16 protein-coding genes are annotated in these 21126 nt (G+C 49.8%); 6 read left to right on the top strand and 10 right to left on the bottom strand.

Annotation, left to right across the window (positions count from 1 at the left end):
• Positions 1-215: 215 nt before the first annotated feature.
• The 3 genes from H6F91_RS03400 to H6F91_RS03390 form a co-directional block, all read right to left on the bottom strand.
• Positions 216-1118 carry a sulfotransferase family 2 domain-containing protein gene (locus tag H6F91_RS03400; RefSeq protein ID WP_190771027.1) on the bottom strand — a complete coding sequence of 301 codons (903 nt, stop codon included), beginning with the start codon at positions 1116-1118 and terminating at the stop codon, positions 216-218.
• Positions 1119-1461: 343 nt separating this feature from the next.
• The gene (locus tag H6F91_RS03395; protein WP_190771026.1) at positions 1462-1677 is read right to left on the bottom strand and encodes a photosystem I reaction center subunit IV; all 216 of its coding nucleotides are present in this window, start codon (positions 1675-1677) and stop codon (positions 1462-1464) included.
• A 207-nt stretch (positions 1678-1884) separates the two neighbouring features.
• Complete coding sequence (locus H6F91_RS03390) at positions 1885-3315, bottom strand: 1-acyl-sn-glycerol-3-phosphate acyltransferase (RefSeq protein WP_190771025.1); 1431 nt, start codon at positions 3313-3315, stop codon at positions 1885-1887.
• 458 nt (positions 3316-3773) lie between these two features.
• On the opposite strand from H6F91_RS03390, the gene H6F91_RS03385 reads away from it, so the two are divergent.
• Positions 3774-5024: an FkbM family methyltransferase gene (locus H6F91_RS03385; RefSeq protein ID WP_199330813.1), complete on the top strand. Its 1251-nt coding sequence runs from the start codon at positions 3774-3776 to the stop codon at positions 5022-5024.
• Positions 5025-5453: 429 nt separating this feature from the next.
• Positions 5454-7016: a polysaccharide biosynthesis protein gene (locus H6F91_RS03380; protein ID WP_190771023.1), complete on the top strand. Its 1563-nt coding sequence runs from the start codon at positions 5454-5456 to the stop codon at positions 7014-7016.
• Between the two features lie 178 nt (positions 7017-7194).
• Here H6F91_RS03380 and H6F91_RS03375 read toward each other — a convergent pair whose 3' ends face one another.
• Both H6F91_RS03375 and topA read right to left on the bottom strand, forming a co-directional pair.
• Positions 7195-8169, bottom strand: a complete 975-nt coding sequence (locus H6F91_RS03375) for a cysteine synthase A (RefSeq protein WP_190771022.1) — start codon at positions 8167-8169, stop codon at positions 7195-7197.
• 330 nt (positions 8170-8499) lie between these two features.
• Entirely contained in the window at positions 8500-11214 is a 2715-nt protein-coding gene (topA, locus tag H6F91_RS03370) for a type I DNA topoisomerase (RefSeq protein WP_190771021.1), read from the bottom strand.
• 445 nt (positions 11215-11659) lie between these two features.
• Here topA and H6F91_RS03365 point away from each other — a divergent pair, with 445 nt between their 5' ends.
• Positions 11660-13228, top strand: a complete 1569-nt coding sequence (locus H6F91_RS03365; protein WP_190771020.1) for an NAD(P)H-quinone oxidoreductase subunit N — start codon at positions 11660-11662, stop codon at positions 13226-13228.
• A gap of 222 nt (positions 13229-13450) precedes the next feature.
• On the opposite strand, the gene H6F91_RS03360 is transcribed toward H6F91_RS03365, so the two are convergent.
• Positions 13451-14812: an aminopeptidase P family protein gene (locus H6F91_RS03360; protein WP_190771019.1), complete on the bottom strand. Its 1362-nt coding sequence runs from the start codon at positions 14810-14812 to the stop codon at positions 13451-13453.
• 553 nt (positions 14813-15365) lie between these two features.
• Between H6F91_RS03360 and H6F91_RS03355 the strand changes: the two genes are divergently transcribed.
• A complete protein-coding gene (locus H6F91_RS03355; RefSeq protein WP_190771018.1) occupies positions 15366-15935 on the top strand; it encodes a GNAT family N-acetyltransferase in 570 nt (189 codons plus the stop codon).
• 360 nt (positions 15936-16295) lie between these two features.
• Here the strand turns inward: H6F91_RS03355 and H6F91_RS03350 are convergent, their stop codons facing one another.
• A complete protein-coding gene (locus H6F91_RS03350; RefSeq protein ID WP_242035609.1) occupies positions 16296-16712 on the bottom strand; it encodes a hypothetical protein in 417 nt (138 codons plus the stop codon).
• A gap of 645 nt (positions 16713-17357) precedes the next feature.
• Here H6F91_RS03350 and H6F91_RS03345 point away from each other — a divergent pair.
• On the top strand, positions 17358-18014 hold the full coding sequence (locus H6F91_RS03345; RefSeq protein WP_190789222.1) for an alpha/beta fold hydrolase: 657 nt from the start codon (positions 17358-17360) through the stop codon (positions 18012-18014).
• A gap of 82 nt (positions 18015-18096) precedes the next feature.
• On the opposite strand, the gene H6F91_RS03340 is transcribed toward H6F91_RS03345, so the two are convergent.
• Positions 18097-18534, bottom strand: a complete 438-nt coding sequence (locus H6F91_RS03340; protein WP_190771016.1) for a VOC family protein — start codon at positions 18532-18534, stop codon at positions 18097-18099.
• 143 nt (positions 18535-18677) lie between these two features.
• Between H6F91_RS03340 and H6F91_RS03335 the strand changes: the two genes are divergently transcribed.
• A complete protein-coding gene (locus H6F91_RS03335; RefSeq protein WP_190771015.1) occupies positions 18678-19436 on the top strand; it encodes a TIGR00297 family protein in 759 nt (252 codons plus the stop codon).
• A gap of 244 nt (positions 19437-19680) precedes the next feature.
• Here the strand turns inward: H6F91_RS03335 and prfA are convergent, their stop codons facing one another.
• On the bottom strand, positions 19681-20784 hold the full coding sequence (gene prfA / locus H6F91_RS03330; RefSeq protein WP_190771014.1) for a peptide chain release factor 1: 1104 nt from the start codon (positions 20782-20784) through the stop codon (positions 19681-19683).
• 87 nt (positions 20785-20871) lie between these two features.
• On the bottom strand, positions 20872-21120 hold the full coding sequence (gene rpmE, locus H6F91_RS03325) for a 50S ribosomal protein L31 (protein ID WP_190771013.1): 249 nt from the start codon (positions 21118-21120) through the stop codon (positions 20872-20874).
• Between the last annotated feature and the right edge of the window lie 6 nt (positions 21121-21126).

Here is a 21126-nt window from a genome sequence, read left to right as displayed (position 1 = left end):
CTACATTATAGGAAGTGGCTGAATTTGCTGACAGTTATGGACTTTATCTGCCATTAATTTATTAGACAGAGCCTCTTGCAGAAATTTTTCTACAAGAGGCTCTGTCACAAGCAATTAAGGCTAGTAGGCTGCGGCCTAAGTTCGCAACCTATGTTTTGCGTGGGGTGCGAAGCACCCCACGCAAAACATAGGTGATGGATTTCTGCCTCAGCGTACTAGTCTTCCCAAACGAGTTTGAAGAAATTGCGATCGAGTTTTTCCTGCCAGTCTTTTGGAAAGGAGCGACTGAACTTGAAGAATCGAGTATACAGCCAATTCAAGCTGCGAAACCAGGCGAGTTTGAGCTTGAAGAAAGGCACATGCTTAGCAATCAACTCATCCAACAACTCATCGACGTAGCGGTAAAGTTCCACATCCATGGAATTGTGCTTATAGATGGCCTCCGCCACATCCAGTGGCACATCTTCCCGTTTCATGCGGTTATGGCTGACGTTCCAGCTCATGTAGAGGGGCATCGACCATCCCATAATTTCTTTGGCAACAATGAGGGTTTCGTCAAACCGCTCAGAGGTACCCACCACAGCGAAGTGTTCTCGCAGGTTTTGCTTGGCCCGCTCTAAAAACTCAGGAGGGCATTGTCCAAAAGGCGTTGTATCGCCTTCCGGCCCAACCAGCATACGAGTTTGACCGTTGTCCATCTCCAGAGAAATGCCATTAACGACATACTCTTTGAGCCCGAGATTCTGGGACATGATCTGCTTGTGCAGGTAGTGATCCTTCCGCTTTCGCGCGTAATGATAATGCGACACGGCGCGGTCAAGAGGATCACGTAGTACGGTCACATAGATGGCAGGCTCACCAATGGTTTCATGCATGCCATAGCCAAAATGCCCCCGTACGACCCGGTACCGCAGGCGTTCCTCAGCAGGCATTTGCTTGAAATCTTCAGGGGTTTTCCCAACAACGCTAGGGTCCGGATGGCAGGCAAAGATATTTTTTCGACCATACTGCCGAACCATAATGGATCCGAGCGTAGTTCCGGCCGTTTTAGGAATGTGCACAAAAAAAATGATGGGTTCTGTGCGTTGGCCGGACGGCGGCGCTGAGGAATCGTGCATGAAAAACCGTGGAAAGCTATTAGATCACATGGATTAGCCAACTGGCCCCAATGTTCCCCAAACTATATCACACCGCCGTTAACCCTAATTCCAACCGTAGACTTCCCAGCAATTCTCATTATGAGCTTCAAAGCCAAGATTGCGCGCCTGTCGGGCGCGCAATCTTGGCTTTGAAGCCCGAAAACTGCTTGCCGAAGGCAAGCAGTTTTCGGGTCTGATTCCATACCGAGAATTGCTGGGTTCTAACGCTAGGATAAGCACATTTCAAAAACAAAGGGGCACAGAAGTGGTTAGCCCAGCTCTGTCCCCCTTGGTTAGTTGTATTGAAAAAACAACGAGCCGATTAGCTCTTGGCAGGAGCTTTCTTAGGTGCTTCCACTTCAACAACTTCACTGAGGGCAAAGTTGTTGGTGTTCACACCGGCATAATTGACTTTTTCAAAACGAACGATCACGGGGTACTTAATGCCGCTTTGGTCAATGGAGGCCACAACACCTGTGTCCTGGAACCAGTAGGATTCGGGACGCAGGATGCGTACTTTAGAACCACGTTGAACCATGAGTGCTCTTCCTTAATGTATGAATCTAAGGTTTCCAAAACCAGCGGAGCGATCGCCCTCTGCGAGGTCGCCGGGTTCCGGTGGACTATCTCAAAGAAGTAACCCCATTATGGGGGGAAAGGGCGCAGCCGAAAAGGATTCCAGCGTTTCCGGGTATTAAGTTTTATTGCCGAGTATGTCTAGAGAGATGGGTGCAAGCGGATGTTTCTATGCCTGAATCATGGCTTCTAGAGCAGTTTGAAGGTCTTGAGTGAGGGCTGCAACAGCTTGGCGACGGTTAGCGTGGTAGTCGGGCATGCGATCGCTCACCGACAAGGGCTCCCCAATACTAAGACGGGCCCGACGCTGCCCCAGCATAGGATAAGGAAAGGAGTGCTGTCCCTTTAAGCGGGACACCATATCCCAGAGGAGAGTTAGAGTTTCTCCGAAACGCTCGGCCGAGGGCTTTTCTCGCACATAGTTGCCTGTCACGCTGACAAAAGTTTCCACCAGTCGCATGTGCCAGATGTGAAAGTCAGATTCCTCGGCAATGCGATCAGCCAACCCGCGCTCAACAGCAGGTAAGGCATCCAGGTCCTTAATATCTTCACGAAAGATACGATCCCAAGCGGCCTGCTCAAGCCGACGGCAACGGTCTGCGAGTGACCCTTTGGGTTGTAATCCAAAAAACTGTTCAGCAACTCCCAAGGCGCTATTGAGTAGGGCTTGAAGCCGCTCGGCCAGAGCCTCGTTGGAAATATTTTCAGGAACTCTCAAGCGTGTGCCAGCCGAGGCTTGCAAGGTCGCTACCGGTTGTCGATAAAACCGGGAGTAATACTCTTCCATCAGGCCCAGCAAATAAACTCCCAGACGGAAAAGCCGTTGATAGAGTTGGGTTTGCTGTTCGGAAGTAGGCGTTACACCATCCTGCACAGCAGAAACCGAGAGGAAATCAGATTCTGGAACTAGACCACTATCCACCTCTAGCTGATGAAGAAGTTGGGCCATGCGGTGCCAGGGAGGACTGATGAAGTCATACTGCAATCCCACAGGCAAGATATAGACCAATTCAGAGCGATCGCCCTTCTTCAAATCCTCAGCGCACCAGAATCCAAATTGGGCAATTCCTGGTTCAATAGGGCTGACCAGCTCGTTATGTCCATTCGTCGCCCCTTCAGGAGCGGCGGCGATCGGAAAGCGGCCCTCTACAAACAACTGCCGAATCGTCCGTAACCCTGTGGTATCAACCTTTCCTCGTCGGATGGGAATTCCTCCTAGCCGTGAATAAAGCCAACCCACATACTGCCCGGCCCAGAGAGGAATGCCACGGTCGTAAATGAAGTGAAAATGGGTCGGATTCGATAAGGACACACCCTGTTGTCGAGCAGCAGCGGGTAATACGTAAGAGCTCAAGTGCAGCAGGCACTCAGGATCGCTCGTGCTGGGATGGCGAAAGGCCAGGAGAAAGCGTGCTTTGCCCTGTTCAAACTGGTGATACAGATCCACCAACCGCTCAATATGCTGAACCTGGACGTCGGCAATGTTATGGCTGTAGCGCAGGCGGTAGGGGAGGAGCGATCGCGCCCCCCACCAAACCCAGGTTTGAAAGTTGGGAGGAATGAACTCCAGCGGGGGCTGCACAGAAAGAGGCTTGGCCATAGAAAAAGGAGTGAATGATAGAAAATTGGCGGGCTGTCAGTAGAACTTGAACCGTAATTTCTGAATCGGCTACATACTTTTGCGGGAGCTGCTCCATTTCACCATTCAAGGCCGAAAACTACATTGTGAAGGAGCAAAATCTTAGTCCTGATTCGTCAAAAGAGCTTAAAAAGCTATTAGAAAAGGTTGATGTTTCCTATCTAAATAGTGTGGAGCATGAGCCTTTTCAATAGCTTTTCAAAGAGTTTTCAAAGAGCTTCTAAGTTGGTCTGAACCATTTGCAGTCAAATCTGATCTGTGTTTTCAGTCATAGCGTATCTAGCTCATGTTGTCAGGACAGCACCTGCAAACTTTCGTAGCATTACAAGCTATAAAACAGAGCGAATTTTTCGTTTTTTGGGCAACCTATTTTTGTTCAGTGATGCAGTCCTGCCAGCAGAGCCATGAATAACTCAACGATGTCAAGATCCAGAATATTCAGCGGATTGCTGCATCTTAAACAAAACAAAGGCTTTGAACCCAAAACGGTGATTGATGTTGGTGCAGCCCTGGGAACCTTTGAGCTATATGATGCTTTTCCCCGCGCCAGACATTTCATGATTGAGCCAGTCAGTGAAAACGAACCCTATCTGGCAACGCTCTGTTCCAAATTACCCAATGCAGAATATATTATTGCGGCCGCGGCAAGTCAGTCAGGCATAGCAGAATTGCACATCAGCCCCGAGCTTGCTCACTCCTCTGTTACCAACGTACATCAAACTCAAAGCCAAACTTCGCCTCCAGAACCTGTTGCTGATCCTTATCTTCGTAAGGTTCCAGCCATTACCGTGGATGAAATTTGCCAGCAGTATGAGTTAGAACCGCCCTACCTAATAAAGCTAGACGTAGATGGTAATGAACCCGATGTACTACTAGGAGCAACTCAAGCGCTAAAAGATACGGAGTATCTGATTATTGAGGTTAGCCTCTTTGGGCAAATTCATGACGTGATAGATGTGATGCGATCGCAAGGATTTGTTATCTATGACATTGTCGACTTAGTATACCGGCCTACTGATGGGGCCCTCTGGCAAGCTGACATGGCATTCGTTAAAGAAGAAGGACTGTTTAGGCAGAGTAAAAGCTTCGTCCCTGAGGCGCATCAAGAAAACTTGAATGTCCACCTTAGAGCGTGGCGCGACGAATACATTAAAGCCATTGAGGAACTTTCGCTCGACGAGTATTGCTCTCCATCTGGCTTAGAAACAGAAGCGTTTGAACAAATCAAATCTGATTGTGGAGAACTATTCAACTTAAGAGCAATTAATTTGCTGGTTCGGCCAAATTGGGAGATAGATGAAACCGTATTGAATCAAAAACTTATCCAGCTGTTAAAGACTGTGCTGACGCACCCTCAAAAGCACATGATGACCATGCTAATTACAGCAGAAGATGTAGAGTCTGAAGCTGCCAACCTACTCCTGGCAAGCCTCATGATGTCGGTTTTAGAGGAAACTGAGGTGGATGAATCGGAAGGCGAACCAGATTTTATCCTGCTCACCCCCGAGCAAATGTCACAACTAGAATCAATCACTCCTCGTATTACCGCCCAAGTTCTATTGGAGTGCGATCGCCCACTTCACGAAGGCGTTGAAGCTGTTCCGTTTACCTCCTTAAAGGATTTAGAGAATGCTCAATATCCCATTTCTTCGGAGCCCAGAGCTAATTGATAAAGAAAACCCAATGGTCTTCATTTAATCAGCTGGGATGGATACACTCACTCCATTCCTAAAAGCACTGCCCAAGCTGCTTAGAAATGGCCTAGTTTAACAGCGGGTTTTATAAGTTTTGTTAAGGATGTAATTCTCTTTACCGCCCCAAGAAGCTGAGTCTGCTGTTTATCAAGTCTTTAAAGTAGCAATGAATTTTTTAAAGAGATTGCACGGTTGAAGATTTACCCATAAGGGATTTTTTCGTGCTTCTGCTAAATTTCAAGTGGCTTAGGCAACTCCTGGAAACAGGCTTTATGAAGCCTTTACAATTCCTGGGGTTGGTTCAGTAAAAGAATCATGTATTTATTTTCATTCTCAAATCACAGTGAACTTTAAACGCACTTAGTAAGGCTTGAGATTTACTGTCCTTATAACTGGGAGCTGAGCATGTATAGTCCAGACCTTGACCGCTCTAGCACGGCATCTAATTTTCAGTCCTCCTCTTCAAATGGGCTAGCGGTTGGTGCTTCCGACCCAATAGAGCGGAAGGCGGATGTAATCGCCAAAATTCAGGCATTGGTTCCCATTGGGGCTCCCGAACCAACTGACCCCGATCTATTGCAACAATTACGAGATTTGACCCAACGGCTGATTCGTGCCTACAAGAATGAGGGGTGTCTTCAAGGCGATCCCTTCTACGATGCTTGGACACGTAACATTCACCTCTATGAAGACGATGCCCGTTTGGAACTGAAAGACAAGCGGGTACTAATTACGGGAGGAGAGGGATATGTTGGGCGTCATTTGTTGGAAGCCGTAGCCCGGTTGGGTGCTGCCCGCATTGTCTCCGTCGATAAAGAACGATGTAGTGATGCGACTACTGAGGTAAAACCTCTAGATGAAGGGGTCATGGGGGATACAGCGATCGCCCACTACGCCGTCGATATGCGTGACGCTACATCTCTCGAACAGGTGTTTGCGGCAGAAAAGCCCGAAGTGGTTTTTCATTTGGCAGCTCAACGCCTACCCGGGTTGGCCGAGGTACAGATCCACGAGACTGTTACCAGCAATATCTTTGGTACGCGCAATCTGATTCGCATGTGTGAGGCCTATGGCGTCAAGAAGTGCGTCTTCTCCTCCACGGGTAAAGCGTCTCGCTATTACACCGCAGAGGTTTATGCGGCATCCAAGAAGCTCTGTGAATGGCAGTTTGCCCACGCTTCTGAGCATGGTACCGTCACCTATGCCATGGTCCGCTTCACTCACATGCTGAACAACAGTTCCTTCTGTGAACAGTTCGACACTAAAATCTCTCAGAATCGGCCCATCAATGTCCATGCCCCGAATCGTTTTATTGTGGGCCAGAACATTGGGGAGGCCGTTCATCTGCTACTGAACGCTCTGGTCTTTGCCGAGCCGAAAAAACTGAAGTTTGTCCTGTGCCGCAACCTGGGATGGCCAACAGAAACCCTTGAAGTGGCCCTTCACAAGATTCTGGAGTCGGGCAAGGATCTATGCATTTACTTTCAGGGAATTTTGCCAGGTTATGAGGAACCCCTCTTCCGGGGACAAATCGACTGGGACAATCCCTCCGAACTCAACACCTTGATTAATGCTGCTGAGATCCTGTCTCGCCATTATGATCCGGTCGGTCACATGCTGGTCGCTGAGCTGACGCCCTTCTGCTACGACACGCTGTTCGATCAGTTGGCGCAGATTGAAGCGTCTACCCTGGATCCAGCACTGCCCCAAGCAGAAATTAAAAAGGTAACGGGAGAGGCTGTGTTGGCGATCGCCACCACTTCCTTTGCCAATGTTCCCCCTGAAGTCATTATCAAAATCCTCAAGTGGGGCATGAATCCCCAGTACTTCCAGGAGGAAAAGATTCCGCCTGACGTGCTGCAAAATATTGTTAATGCGATGATTCAGGGTCTCAATCAAGGATTGAACAACACGTTGAATCGTTGCGTTGACTTGGTGTCTCGTCACTACGCTCCCAAGGCAATCTAATAAACTTGAGTTCGGGTTGGGGCATTTTCGAGTGGTATGCGTTGCGCAGCACTCAAAAATGCCCCTTTTGGCATGCGCGAAGCGCGTGGCTATCATTGCTTGGCACTCTTCAAGAAAAAGAAGTAGAGACACACGGTCTCTACTTCTTTCTCTTGGAATGCTATTTCTCAAACGTTCGCTAAGCAGGTGTCAGCCCCTTCTCAGCAAGCCACTGGGAGTTATACAGGCGCGATTGGTAGCGAGTACCCCCATCGCATAGGACAGTCACGATGGTATGCCCCGGTCCCATTTGTTTTGCCAGGGCCACCGCCGCTCCCACATTAATTCCCACAGAGCCACCCATAAACAAGCCTTCCTTTCGGAGTAGTTGGTAAATGACGCGGATAGCCTCCGGGTCCTCTACCTGAATTGCATCGTCTACAGGCGCTCCCTCCAAATTAGCCGTAATGCGGCTACTGCCAATGCCTTCGGTAACAGAACTGCCCTGCACCTGAATTTCCCCAGTTTTGAAGTGGCTGTAGATACCACTCCCCATTGGATCGGCTACAACACAACGAATGTGTGGGTTCTTCTCTTTAAGGAACATGGCAACCCCGGCGTAGGTACCACCTGTACCTGTAGCTGTAACCCAAGCATCCACTTTGCCTTCCGTTTGAGCCCAAATTTCGGGGCCTGTTGTCTCATAGTGGGATCGCCGATTAGCCAGATTATCAAACTGGTTAGCCCAGATAGCGTTCTCCATTTCCCCGGCGATCCGGCCCGACAATCTCACGTAGTTGTTGGGATCCTTGTAGGGCACTGCAGGTACAGGACGTACTTCGGCTCCCAGAGTCCGCAGCAGATCCATCTTTTCCTGAGACTGGGTTTCCGGAATGACGATCAGACAACGGTAGCCCTTGGCATTACAAATGTGGGCCAACCCGATCCCAGTATTGCCCGCCGTACCCTCAACGACAGTACCCCCAGGCTTCAGCAGCCCCCTCTTTTCGGCATCTTCAATAATATAAAGGGCCGCACGATCCTTCACGGAACCGCCAGGATTGAGGAACTCGGCCTTGCCCAAAATTTCACAACCCGTTTCTTCACAAAAGCTTGTAAGCCGGATTAAAGGCGTATTTCCGACGGTGCTCACAAAGCCGTCTTTAATGTCCATGCTGCTTTCTCACGTTCTGCACTCTTGCCATTCTGACACGGCTGACTCAGACTACGACGGGCTAACGGGGGTCTACTAGCCTTTCGGATGGTTTAACGTGCGAAGTATACACACCACACAAACACTACAATTGACCAACCACGAGGGCTCCGTCAAGAAATTAAAAACATTTCCAATCTTTTCAGTTTCAGAATTCTATTTCAAAGCTATATAAGGTTGCTGCAGGGGCCAGGGTGACCTTTCTACAACAACCCTACACCGGTCTATTTCGCGTATCCCTTCACGCAAAGATAAACACCAAACAACAGCAGGCCCTTATAAAGTAAGCCACTATGTTGTCTGTTTACGGTTGCTGGTGCGGGTGCTTTTACCCGTACTTGTAGATTTCGCCGCTGCACGGGTGCTCTTCGTCGTGCTCTTCTTTGTGGTGGTTTTACCGGTACTACCTTTTGCTGTGGTGGTTTTACCAGCTGCGGCCCGAGATGTACGACCACTCGACTTCTTAGTGCCTGCTTTAGCGTTAATTAGCTCCAGTGCTTTCTCCATCGTGATAGATTCCACTGTTTCCCCTTCAGGTAAGGTCGCGTTAACCTTACCGTGTTTGACATAGATCCCGTAAGGTCCCTTGTACACGTTTACGGACTCTCCATCCGCCGGGTGCGGGCCTAATTCCCGTAGAGGTGTAGAAGAACGGCCACGGGTTCCTTTTGGCTCGGCTAATAATTCGAGTGCCCGATCTAGAGTTACAGTCAGGACATCATCCCCAGCTTTGAGGGAACGGTATTCTGGCTTGCCCTCCGCCCCTTTAGAATGCATAACGTAAGGGCCAAACCGCCCCAAGTTTGCCTGAATTTTGGCCCCGGTCTCAGGATGGGTACCCAGATTGCGTGGCAGCGAGAGGAGACCAACAGCCATCTCCAACGTCACGTTCTCAGGCTTGACCCCTTTCGGGAGAGACGTACGCTTCGGCTTGGGATTAGCCTCCGACTCATCCCCCAGCTGGACATAGGGGCCATAGGGACCAATGCGCATGTAAATCGGTTCGCCTGTTTCCGGATAGAGGCCAACTTTGTCTGGTCCTTCGGTTTTCTGCCGCAGGATCACCTCGACCTGTTGGGGATCCAAGTCCGCCGGGGTCAGGTCTTGGGGAATAGAAGCTTTGACGGCCTCTTCGCCATTCTCAGTTTCTAAATAGGCTCCGTAACGGCCAATTCGAACTCTGGCCTCCAGCCCTTCAAGATCAATAGTGCGAGCTTCGCTGGGGTCGATCTGGTTTTCCCGCTCTTTGACCAGAGTTTCTAATCCTGTTTGTCCCAGGTAGAATTCCCGCAGGTAGGGCAACCACTCAGCTTCCCCCGTAGAAATTTCATCAAGGGTGCGCTCCATACGAGCGGTGAAACTGGTATCCACCAGATCGGGGAAGTGCTGCTCCAGTAAGTTCGTCACCGCGAAGGCTGTGAATGTGGGGATCAGGCTATTGTTCACCATCTGGGCATAGCCCCGATCCTGAATGGTCCCAATAATGCTGGCGTAGGTACTGGGACGACCAATACCTTCACTTTCCAGGGTTTTCACCAAAGTTGCTTCAGTGTAGCGGGCAGGGGGTTGGGTTTCGTGGGCGATCGCCTCCAATTCCCGACACTCTGGGTGATCCCCCTGCCGCAGAGTCGGCAAAATGACCTCTTGACTCTCGATCGCTGCATCAGGATCATCTGATCCCTCCACATAGGCCCGGAAGAAGCCGGGGAAGTCAATCCGCTTACCAGAGGCGCGGAATCCAGCGTCTTCGACTTCAATCTGAACGGTAATATGCGTTTGACGCACTTCGGCCATCTGGGTTGCGACGGTACGCTTCCAGATCAGGTCGTAGAGTTGCAGGTCGCGGCCACTTAGCCCTGTTTGCTGGGGAGTACGGAAGGTGGTTCCAGCCGGACGGATGGCTTCGTGAGCTTCCTGAGCGCCTTTGCTCTTGGTGGTGTACTGACGCTCTTGGGGGCTGAGGTACTCAGCACCGTACATAGCTTCAACACAGGAACGGGCAGCAGCGATCGCCTGTTGCGATAGGTGTACCGAATCCGTACGCATATAGGTAATGTAGCCCTGCTCGTACAAGCTCTGAGCGGTACGCATCGTGTCCCGAGCAGAGAGCCGCAGCTTTCGGTTAGCCTCCTGTTGCAAAGTGGAGGTGGTAAAGGGAGGAGCGGGTTTACGGGTGGAGGGGCGTTCCTCCAGGTTTGTGACCGTCCAAGTGCTTGTTTGTAAGCGCTCCTGAAGGGCGTAGGCAGCAGCTTCATCTAATAAAAGGACGTTGCGGCCTTCAATGACGTGGCCGGTGGCTTCATCAAAGTCAGCACCGGTGGCAACCCGGGTCCCACCTACCGAAACGAGCTTCGCTTCAAAGGGAACTTTTTCCTGAGCCAGTAGAGCTTTTAAGTCCCAATAGCTACCTTTCCGGAAGGCACGCCGCTCCCGCTCCCGTTGTACCAGTAGGCGCACCGCGACGGACTGTACCCGGCCAGCGGACAGGCCCCAGGCAATCTTTTTCCAAAGCAGGGGCGACAGTGTGTAACCTACCAAGCGATCGAGAATTCGTCGGGTTTCCTGAGCCCGAACCAATTGCTCATCAACGTTGCGACAATTTTCTAGAGCGCCTTGAATGGCCTCTTCAGTAATCTCGTGGAAGACCATTCGCTTGATAGGCACCTTAGGCTGTAGCACCTGTAGCAGGTGCCAGCTAATGCTCTCTCCCTCGCGGTCTTCGTCAGTTGCCAGTACCAACTCATCCGCCTCTTTCAGGGCGTCTTTCAGGCTCTTAACAACCTTCTTTTTGTCTTGTGGAATGATATAGAGGGGGTCGAAATCATCCCCTACATTGACGCCAATCTTTGCCCACTCTTCGCCTTTGAGGTTGGTGGGAATGTCGCTTGCCGACTGGGGCAAGTCTCGTACGTGCCCCATAGAAGCTTCCACCCGGTACCCCGGCGGTAAGTAGTTGCGGATGGTTTTTGCTTTTGTGGGAGATTCAACAATAACGAGCTTAGACATGAGCTTGGATGCAGTTCAAAGATACGAGGCAGGGGTTAAGAAGCAGCGGGGCAGGGCCCGGGGGCTGGCTTTGGGTGAGGCAAGAAAGGTTAGGGATGAAGCGAGTGCCTTCTGAAGCCTAACCCAGGTTGCTTCCAACCTAGCCATGAATCGTGCCAGAGTGCAACAACACGGCGATTGTTTTTTCCATAATAGACATGTCCTTATGGAACGTATGTGAATAACAAAAGTTCATCACAATTCAAAACCCCTTTTCTACCGATATAGCAAGGTATGATGCACTTGTGACGGTATTGCCGTTGTGAGACGAGGGGACAAGGACACGGTGCCAGCTCGATTCTGACCTGATCTGTCGGAGTTCTGGTCTGGGTTCTCAGATAATACGTCTGATCCGTCTTCCTCAACTGCCTAATTCTGTGCTCACCCGTTTGATCCCGCAACCTGTATGGATTTCGCAAACCTTTCAGCCCAACTCAACGCAGGAGCTATCCTGCCCGAGGGCATCGTCATCATTACTCTGATGGTGACCCTTGTGGGTGATTTAATTGTTGGTCGCAGTTCGACGAAATGGACGCCCTATGTGGCGATCGCCGGCCTTTTGGCAGCGGTCGGTTCCCTCTACTATCAGTGGGATACCACCGCCCCCATCTCCTTCCTGGGCAGTTTCAACGGCGATGCTATCAGCGTAGTTTTCCGGGGAATCGTGGCGCTCTCTGCGGCAGTCACCATCCCCATGTCGATTCGTTACGTCGAACAATCTGGCACCTCCCTTGCGGAATTCATCACGATTCTGCTTACGGCCACTATCGGCGGCATGTTCCTCTCGGGAGCCGATGAGTTGGTGATGGTCTTCGTTTCACTGGAGACTCTCAGTATCTCCTCCTATTTACTGACGGGCTACATGAAGCGAGATCCCCGCTCGAATGAGGCAGCCCTGAAGTATTTGTTGATTGGTGCTGCCAGCTCGGCGATCTTCCTGTACGGTATCTCCTTGCTGTATGGCTTGTCTGGTGGTGAAACCCGTCTGAGCTCTATTACGGCCAGCATTGTTGAGAACGGCGTCCAAGATTCTCTGGGTCTAGTAGTCGCGCTAGTTTTTGTAATTGCTGGGATCGCCTTTAAAATCGCAGCAGTGCCTTTCCATCAGTGGACTCCTGACGTTTACGAAGGGTCTCCTACCCCAGTAGTAGCTTTCTTATCTGTAGGTTCTAAAGCGGCAGGTTTTGCTCTGGCGATCCGGCTGTTGGTAAACGCCTTCCCGCTGGTTGCGGAACAATGGCATTTTGTATTGACGGCGCTGGCTATCCTCAGCATGGTGTTGGGGAATGTGGTGGCACTGGCTCAAACCAGCATGAAACGTCTGTTGGCCTACTCCTCAATTGCCCAGGCCGGATTCGTAATGATTGGATTGGTGCTGGGAACCGAGGCTGGCTACTCCAGCATGGTGTTCTACCTGCTGGTGTACCTGTTCATGAACCTGGGCGGCTTTGCTTGTGTGATTCTGTTCAGTCTGCGAACTGGAACAGATGAAATTAATGAGTACAGCGGCCTTTATCAGAAAGACCCTCTGTTGACTTTGGCACTGAGCCTCTGTCTACTATCTCTGGGGGGTATTCCTCCCCTGGCTGGTTTCTTTGGAAAGCTGTACCTGTTCTGGGCGGGTTGGCAATCGGGTGCCTATGGTCTCGTCCTAGTGGGTCTAATTACCAGCGTGGTTTCTATCTACTACTACATCCGTGTGGTGAAGATGATGGTGGTGAAAGAACCGGATGAAATGTCCGAAGCCGTTAAGAACTACCCACCAATCCGCTGGAACTTGACAGGGATGCGGCCTTTGCAAATCACCATTGTGATTGCTCTGATTTTTACGTCTTTAGCAGGAATTCTATCCAATCCACTCTTTACCCTGGCAGATGGTTCCGTAGCAAAGACTCCGATGCTGAATGCATCAACTACATCAATTCCCGTTGTTAGCCGTCCGGTGGATGTTAATCCAACAGATATGGCGCTGTAATAACAGTAGACCGGTCTTGTTTGTAACCTCGAATATTATGTAGGGCTGGCAAATGCCAGCCCTTTTCGTTATGAGGCTTGTTCAGCACTTTTGATAACCTGAGTTCGGGTTAAGGGCGTTTTCGAGTGCCGCGCGTTGCGCAGCACTCGAAAACGCTCATTTTGGCGTGCGCAAAGCGCACGCCAAAATGAGCACTTCAGCTTATCCTGAACTGAGGTTATTTCAGGCTCCACTTTGCACCAGCGCTTCGATGGCGTGGGCATCGGTAGGCAAAGCATCGGTCAGTACATCGTGCCCTGTTTCTGTGACGAGAACATCGTCTTCAATACGGATGCCACGAACGTCCGAGAAGGTAGACAGGCGCTCCCAGTTCACGACCTCATGGTAGCGATCGCGCCGCTCAGGGTCCTCCAAAATAGCACTAACTTGGTAAAAGCCTGGTTCAATCGTAACGGCCATACCCTGCTGGAGGGGGCGGTTGAGGCGTAAGTAACCAAGGCCAAAGCGATCGCTCCGTTTGCGCCCAGGAGCATATCCTGCCAGATCTCCGAAGTCCTCCATGTCATGGACATCCAGACCCAACAAGTGCCCTAAACCATGAGGGAAGAAGAGAGCATGGGCATCCTGCTCCACCAGGCTGGAGGGATTGCCGCGTAAGATGCCAAGATCGACTAGGCCTTCGGCTATGGTTAGAGCACCCAGTAGATGTAGGTCTTGATACTCCACACCCGGGCGGATTTGGGCAATGCAGCGATCATGGGCAGCAAGCACCAGGTCGTATATGTCGCGCTGTGTAGGGGAAAAGTGGCCCGAGACGGGCCAGGTACGAGTTACATCAGAAGCCCATCCGGTGTTGGTCTCGGCCCCTGCATCAACAAGCATCAGGTCACCAGCCTGTAAAGGGTGGGGAGAGCGATCGTTGTGGAGTACCTCCCCATGCACAGAAACAATACTCGTGTAGGCTGGAACTGCTTCATGAGCAGTCATCACCGCCTCAATAGCAGCTCGCACCTGGGCTTCACGCTTGGCACAAGCGGTGCTGACCATACCTGCTTTGTGAGCTTCCACTGTGATCGCAGCCGCCCGACGCATTTCTGTTACAGCTAATTCGTCATGGCAGAGCCGTAGTTGAACCAGGGCTAAGGCCAGTTCCCGATCAACCCCTTGAGATTGATGAGCAGGAGTTAACTCCCGCTGTAAGAGATGGGTTTGTGTATGGCGGGTAGCAGCATCCTGCACAGCTACACTTGCTGCACCTGCGACATTGGAAGGGAGCTGCTCTAAAGGATAGGCCGCATCGGCTCCGATAGTCTCAGCAATTTGCGATCGCGTTGGCATCGGCCCATGCCACAAAATATCTGCTGGAGTCGGATTGTCCATGAACAACTCCAGACGTCCCTGTTCCATCCGAACAGCAGCATTAGCCAAAGGCATTCCTACAAAGTATAAGAAATGGCTACTGGCCCGGAAGGGATAGGTATTGGCCGGATAGTTACGGGATACACTTAGCCCTGACCACAGCACTACGGGGAACGCAACCCGTTCCGCCAGTTTCTGCCGTCGCTGTAACAGGATATCTTTCATAACTCGGCGTTTTTACAAAAGAGCCACTATTTCAACCATAAGGCATGAGGTTTATGCCGGCTGCTCCACCATAAAGGCTATTACAAAATCAAGCTTGAGTCCCTTCATCTACTGCTCTTACATTGCAGCAGCTCGGAGATTTGGATTGATGGAAGAAGTGGTAGCAAAACTCGTATCTAATTGAGCAGCATTGACCTTAATTTATCTTTCTCCAAATGGAGAAGTTACCGTTTCACTTTAACTCTTAAAAACCACTAAAAAGCTTATGCTCTGTACATTCCAGAACAATATGCCAAGCTCTTCAATACTCTTTCAAATAGTTTCTTAGACTCAAAACATAAAACTCATAGCTTCTATCGATACAAAGCCTAAAAAATGAGAGATCTTAAGGCACTCCCCATACTGCAGTAGCTATGCAAATAAGGTTTGTATAATGCTTTGGAAAGAATAGAGCAAGTTTATTTAGCACCAAGATAGTATTGTCATCTCTCTTTAGTGTGAAATAGTGCACAGAATTGGGCATGATAAGTAGGCTGTGAGAGAACACCTGATTATGGCACTCACCTACTGGATTGACCGCGCAACCCGACGTGATATCAGGAGTTTGATTGGCCAGGGGCTTCTGCTGAGCTCGGTCTTTCTGTTAATTCCAATCGTTGGAAATATGGTTGCGATCGCCTTCAGTGGCTTAAAGGATCTGCTATTACTGACCGTCGCCATGGTTCCATTTTGGCTCATTGGTATTGCCGGAACCACGTACAATCTGGGTCGCTTATGGGGTTTCTTTCCAAGTCAGCCCAGCGATATGCAAACTTGGGTTGCAAAGCGCCAAGGTAAAATTATTGCCCGAGCAGATATTCGTCAGAAGCGAGGCTATTCTCTTCTAGAAACGTTATACGTTGCTCCTGATTTTCGTAGACAGAAAATTGGCTCCTCCTTAGTTCGTAGGCTTTCCCGAGAAGAGCGAACCCCTATCTATGTGCAATCTCCTCGCAGAACTGTCGAATTTTATAGAAACCTGGACTTTATGATGGTTCCTATGGAAGATTTGCCCTCTGAGCTCAGAAGCCAAGCGAACCGAGGACCAAATCGTTATATGGTTCTGTTACAAGAGCAGAATTAAGAAGATATAGCGATCGCCAGCAGCTTCCATTAGAAGAGGGTAGGGAAACATCCCCACCCTCTTCTAATGGTGTAGGTCACGTCTCGACACAAACTTTGAATCCAAAAGACTTAGAACAGGTGCATTCTCCCTAAGAGAAATGTAGCGATCGTTGAATAGCCTATATAAAGGCTATAAGCAAGGCTCATACAAAAAAAGGAGAAAGGCAGTGCTCTACCACGCCACTCTCCTTCACCTTCAACGAAAATGCACTGAACTGAACTTGATGTGCGAGCTTCTATAAGAACTCAAATCATTAGGCTACGAGATGTTCCCATTTCCAGAAGGACACATTGCAGCTCAAATATCAGTTTGAGTTACTTATACAGCACTAAACCGAGGGTGTGTGCGGAGAATAGAGGGTTCAAAATCTAGAGACCAGGCCAGGAAACCCTCAGAGATTACTTGCAGTTCCTCCTTCCGCACCAGAAGGGCCATGTATCGAACCCGTTGCCGCACTACAACTGCTAGATAGTCTTGACCATGGATAACAGCGTGCCGAAACCCTTCTAAACGAAGGGAGGAAATGAGGAGCGATTGTAAGCCCAAAGCTTGAAAGATTGTCTGTACCCAACTCACATCACTACTTTCGCTCGTAGTGAAGTACTCCTTGGGTAAACCACTCAAATCAAAAATGGCAGCACCCACAATGGAATTGGAATAAGACACGCGAGCATCCTGTTCAGGTAGGGTTGCCATTACAGTGGGACTTGATTGAGAGTCTACAGGGGAAGGCATAGTGGCAGTAAATCCTGAGCGGTCGTGCCAAGGTAAGGTTACCCAAGTTCTGAATGGCATTACACCTGTTAAGGGTAGCGAGCAAGTGTACCGTCAGGAAGAGGGGTAAGGTACAGCATTGCATATCCTCATTCTCTTACGGGGGTGAGAGCAATAGATAGACCTAGCTTAGTAATCCGTGCTAGCAGGAACGACCGTGAATTTGCCTGTTCTCGTAGAACACTAACCTAGTATCTGATAAAAATGTGTATGGAAGAATCAGGGAAATTCCTGAGGATTTAAGAGTCTTATAGATAAGTAAAGATTTAATGGAAGATTGCTCAAACTTGTTTATTATTAAGCAACTTTTTTTAAAGCTTCATTCGAGAAAATTGTGTTCTATTCCTTCTTAACAGAAATGAGAAGCCAAATAAATTCTTGAGGAGTTCGGATTCACTAAAGTTTGCTAGAAATTTTTTATTTCGAATGCTTTTGACTTATAAAATCAAGCCTTTCAGGAGCAATGTTCTGTTCGCTTATTCCACTGTTCACTTACCTCAAGATATGGGATTTATAGCACTGGACATTTGATAAAGCGGCCCACGCTTAAGAGTAACTGGCAAACTCATCCAATATTTTAGGAAAAACTTCCCACAAATACTCTCTATGCAGACTCGAAATCCCGTCCTCCTGATCCATGGCATTGATGATACCGCTACTTTGTTTTCGACCATGGCTCCTTACCTTGAAGCACGAGGCTGGCAAACACACAGTCTTGACCTAATACCCAACGATGGAACCTATGGTCTTGAGGTACTGGCGCAACAGGTTGCAAACTATGTGAACTGTACCTTTACTCCTGATCAGCCGTTCGATTTAGTGGGGTTTAGCATGGGAGGCATTATCAGCCGTTACTATTTGCAACGGTTAGGAGGACATCAGCGAGTAGAGCGTTTTGTGACGATCGCCTCCCCCAATCAGGGAACCTGGACCGCTTACCTGCGTTGGAATCGTGGAGCCAGCCAGATGCGGCCTGACTCTGCGTTCCTCAACGATCTGAACCAAGATGTAGCTGAGACATTAGGTTGCATCAACGTCACTTCGATCTGGACACCATTAGATGCCATGATCCTGCCACCCCAAAGTTCTCAGCTGCCTGTTGGGAATGAAGTTGTAGTCAATGTAGCCGCGCATGCCTGGATGGTCACGGACCTGCGGGTGATGAATCAGGTGGCTATTGCCCTCAGTGACGCCGGTTTCAGTTCCAGACATACAGCAGCGACCGCTGGATCTGATCTGACTGCCATCCACTCAGCTCAATAGCTTATTTCCTCAAACAGTTTTGCATTGAAGCCATTGGATTCGGCGTTCGCTTCACCCATGCAATGAGTCGTTCCAGTAGAGCTTATGCGTGCGTGCGATCGCCCACTTGAGCAAACTCGGCCTCTCCAAAAATAGCGGCTGGGTAGCGGTAGAACTTGAATTCCAGCAAGTTGTGAAATGGGTCTTCCAGGAAAAAGGTTCGGTGCTCCAGGGGCGAGCCGACGAATCGTTCCTTAGAGGTTTCGTAAAAGGTTAGGTTCTGTTGCTGAGATCGCTCTAATAGTGCTTCCCAGTCTTCTTCAACAGTAAAAATTAGGCCAAAGTGGCGGGGATAAATTCCTCGTTGCGGGGTTAGAGGATCTTTGGTCATGTGGCCAACAATCTGATGCCCCCGGAGGTTGAGGATGATGGAGTGGGAGTTTTCACGTCCCACTTGGCATCCCAGGCCTAATACATAGAATTGTTTAGCTTTAGCAATGTTGTTAATCGGAAAAGCCAGATGAAAAATCGTAGGTTGCATAGTCAGAGCACATGAAGAGACGAAGAAAAAAGCGAGAGGTGTTAACGTAAAGGTCAGGTGAAGGCAAAATGATTAATCTGCTTTCTACCATAGGGCGTGTTACTCAGCCTGTGCGCTTTTGTACTTCATAGAGATTTTTCGGCATGGAAACGTTAATGCCCTGGTTGGTGGCAATTGCCCTCAATACGGTGCTGCTGGCGATCGCCTGGTTTTCTCCCAAAAAACTTCTTACACCGGCTGGACTAATCCATGCTTGGTTCCTGGGGGTGATCATTTGGGGTACTTTGGGCTGGAGGGGATACAGCGTTATGCTGTTCTACTTCCTGGTAGGAACATTGGTAACACGGCTGGGCATGGCTCGTAAGGAAGCAGCAGGGATCGCTGAAAAGCGCTCAGGTGTTCGTGGGCCGGAGAACGTGTGGGGCTCGGCCCTGACGGGAGCCCTCTGTGCTTTAGGAGCTTATCTCTTTAGCAGTCCCGGCATGGAGCCTCCCATTGCGCAGCTCTTAGTTTTGGGATATGTAGCAAGTCTCAGCACCAAGTTAGCAGACACGTCCGCCAGTGAAGTGGGTAAAGCTTATGGTAAGCGTACATTCCTCATCACAAACCTGAGTCCGGTGCCACCTGGAACGGAAGGGGCAGTCAGTTTGGAAGGAACGCTGGCAGGCTTGGTAGGTGGAGCAGCGATCGCCACAGTGGCCTGGGCCTTAGGCATCATTCCCCCTATCCATATTCTCACTTCTGTCATCGCAGCATTTATCGCCACTAACCTGGAAAGCCTTATTGGAGCTACTCTTCAATCCAGATATCGATGGTTAACGAATGAGATGGTCAATATTATCAACACGATGTTAGGGGCGATCGCAGCAATTTTAATTGCTGCGATTTTTATGCTCAAGTAACCAGATACAGTACTACCATATCCCTCTTACCCTACTAATCCGGTTACCTATAGCGCTGTGCACGTTGGTTAAGTACGGTGATGTGGGGCACTTCGTGCCCCACATCACCGTTGCTGCACTTAACGCACTTGCACATTGCTATATGCCTATATCTTTAAGGGCACTCTAAAAATTTTGCATAAAAATAAGCGTGCTGGACAATTCCTAGCACGCTTATTTTTATGCAAATTCAAGGGAGTCAATATTAAATCGAAACTGTAGTCGAAGCGGCCAGTTCCTCCAATCGCTCCTGCTGATCCTGAGTAATACAGGACTGAATCATGGTTTCAATATCCCCTTCCAAAGCAGGCGCTAGGGAGAAGTTCTGCCCCAGACGATGGTCCGTCACCCGATTGTCCTTGTAGTTGTAAGTGCGGATTTTCTCAGAACGTTCGCCGGAACCCACTTGCGATCGCCGCCTAGAAGATACTTCTTCCTGCTGCTCCCGCAACTTAATCTCATAAAGCTTCGCCCGCAAGATTTGCATAGCCCGCTCACGGTTCTGGAGCTGCGATCGCTCCTCTGTGCAGAACACACGAATCCCAGTAGGCTTGTGCAGCAAATCTACGGCCGTCTCCACCTTGTTTACGTTCTGACCACCAGCACCGCCAGATCGAGCTGTCTTTAGCTCAATATCTTTCGGGTCAATCTCAATTTCCACATCATCCACTTCGGGCATCACCGCCACTGTTGCAGTCGAAGTATGGACTCGGCCACCCGCCTCCGTAGCAGGCACCCGCTGGACTCGGTGGACCCCAGCTTCGTACTTCAGTTTGCTGTAGACCTGACCGCCCTGAATTTCTAAAATGGCTTCCTTAAAGCCTCCCATATCTGCCGGAGACTCACTCACCATCTTGACTCGCCACCCCTGCGTCTCTGCATAGCGCGAGTACATCCGCAACAAATCACCCGCCCAGATGCCGGCTTCATCACCACCAGCACCCGCCCGGATTTCCAACATGATGTTCTTATCATCGTTGGGGTCACGAGGCAGCAACAGAATCTTCAGCCGTTGCTCCAGTTCCTCAATACGGGTGTCCAGCTCCTCAATCTCCAGAGCAGCCATCTCCCGCAGCTCATCATCACCACCTGCCTCCTTAAGGACTTGGCGGGCTTCGGCTAAATCAGACTGCGCTTTTTTCCAATCTCCATAGGTTGCGACCGTCTCTTCTAGGGAGGAGCGAGCCTTCGCCACTCTCTGAAACTCACCCGGATCCTTCGCAATGTCAGGATCAGCCAAGCGTCGCGTCAGTTCATCAAAGGTCTGTTCAACGGACTTCAACTTATTAAGCAGGTAGGCTTCCGCCATGGAACTTTACCAGGTAAAAAACAAAAACGGACAGAGACAACACATCTGGCTACCCCAATGGGATAACCAGATGAATCACTCTATCCGCTAGTTGTCTGCTTTCCCAGAGTCGGCTGCACCCTGCCGCGTATCGGTCATACCGTACTTCCGCAAGAAGCGTTCCACACGACCTTCGGTATCAATAATCTTCTGAGTTCCAGTGTAGAAAGGGTGGTTACCAGACCACACGTCAACGTGTAGCTCAGGCTTTGTAGAGCCTACAATCGCTACAACTTCTCCGTTGCAATAGACCTTAGCTTCGGGATACCACTCCGGATGAATACCAGGCTTCGCCATAGGTTT

The sequence above is a fragment of the Leptolyngbya sp. FACHB-8 genome, assembly GCF_014695575.1.
Taxonomy (GTDB): Bacteria; Cyanobacteriota; Cyanobacteriia; order Elainellales; family Elainellaceae; genus Vacuolonema.
The sequence above is the reverse complement of the archived record's forward strand: the minus strand, read 5'-3'. Positions and strand labels throughout refer to the sequence as shown.

What these genes read in the sequence shown, in the direction of transcription:
- H6F91_RS03400 (WP_190771027.1), bottom strand. Translation starts at nt 1,118, where the DNA reads ATGCACGATTCCTCAGCGCCGCCGTCCGGCCAACGCACAGAACCCATC.
- H6F91_RS03395 (WP_190771026.1), bottom strand. Translation starts at nt 1,677, where the DNA reads ATGGTTCAACGTGGTTCTAAAGTACGCATCCTGCGTCCCGAATCCTAC.
- H6F91_RS03390 (WP_190771025.1), bottom strand. Translation starts at nt 3,315, where the DNA reads ATGGCCAAGCCTCTTTCTGTGCAGCCCCCGCTGGAGTTCATTCCTCCC.
- H6F91_RS03385 (WP_199330813.1), top strand. Translation starts at nt 3,774, where the DNA reads ATGTCAAGATCCAGAATATTCAGCGGATTGCTGCATCTTAAACAAAAC.
- H6F91_RS03380 (WP_190771023.1), top strand. Translation starts at nt 5,454, where the DNA reads ATGTATAGTCCAGACCTTGACCGCTCTAGCACGGCATCTAATTTTCAG.
- H6F91_RS03375 (WP_190771022.1), bottom strand. Translation starts at nt 8,169, where the DNA reads ATGGACATTAAAGACGGCTTTGTGAGCACCGTCGGAAATACGCCTTTA.
- topA (WP_190771021.1), bottom strand. Translation starts at nt 11,214, where the DNA reads ATGTCTAAGCTCGTTATTGTTGAATCTCCCACAAAAGCAAAAACCATC.
- H6F91_RS03365 (WP_190771020.1), top strand. Translation starts at nt 11,660, where the DNA reads ATGGATTTCGCAAACCTTTCAGCCCAACTCAACGCAGGAGCTATCCTG.
- H6F91_RS03360 (WP_190771019.1), bottom strand. Translation starts at nt 14,812, where the DNA reads ATGAAAGATATCCTGTTACAGCGACGGCAGAAACTGGCGGAACGGGTT.
- H6F91_RS03355 (WP_190771018.1), top strand. Translation starts at nt 15,366, where the DNA reads ATGGCACTCACCTACTGGATTGACCGCGCAACCCGACGTGATATCAGG.
- H6F91_RS03350 (WP_242035609.1), bottom strand. Translation starts at nt 16,712, where the DNA reads ATGCCTTCCCCTGTAGACTCTCAATCAAGTCCCACTGTAATGGCAACC.
- H6F91_RS03345 (WP_190789222.1), top strand. Translation starts at nt 17,358, where the DNA reads ATGCAGACTCGAAATCCCGTCCTCCTGATCCATGGCATTGATGATACC.
- H6F91_RS03340 (WP_190771016.1), bottom strand. Translation starts at nt 18,534, where the DNA reads ATGCAACCTACGATTTTTCATCTGGCTTTTCCGATTAACAACATTGCT.
- H6F91_RS03335 (WP_190771015.1), top strand. Translation starts at nt 18,678, where the DNA reads ATGGAAACGTTAATGCCCTGGTTGGTGGCAATTGCCCTCAATACGGTG.
- prfA (WP_190771014.1), bottom strand. Translation starts at nt 20,784, where the DNA reads ATGGCGGAAGCCTACCTGCTTAATAAGTTGAAGTCCGTTGAACAGACC.
- rpmE (WP_190771013.1), bottom strand. Translation starts at nt 21,120, where the DNA reads ATGGCGAAGCCTGGTATTCATCCGGAGTGGTATCCCGAAGCTAAGGTC.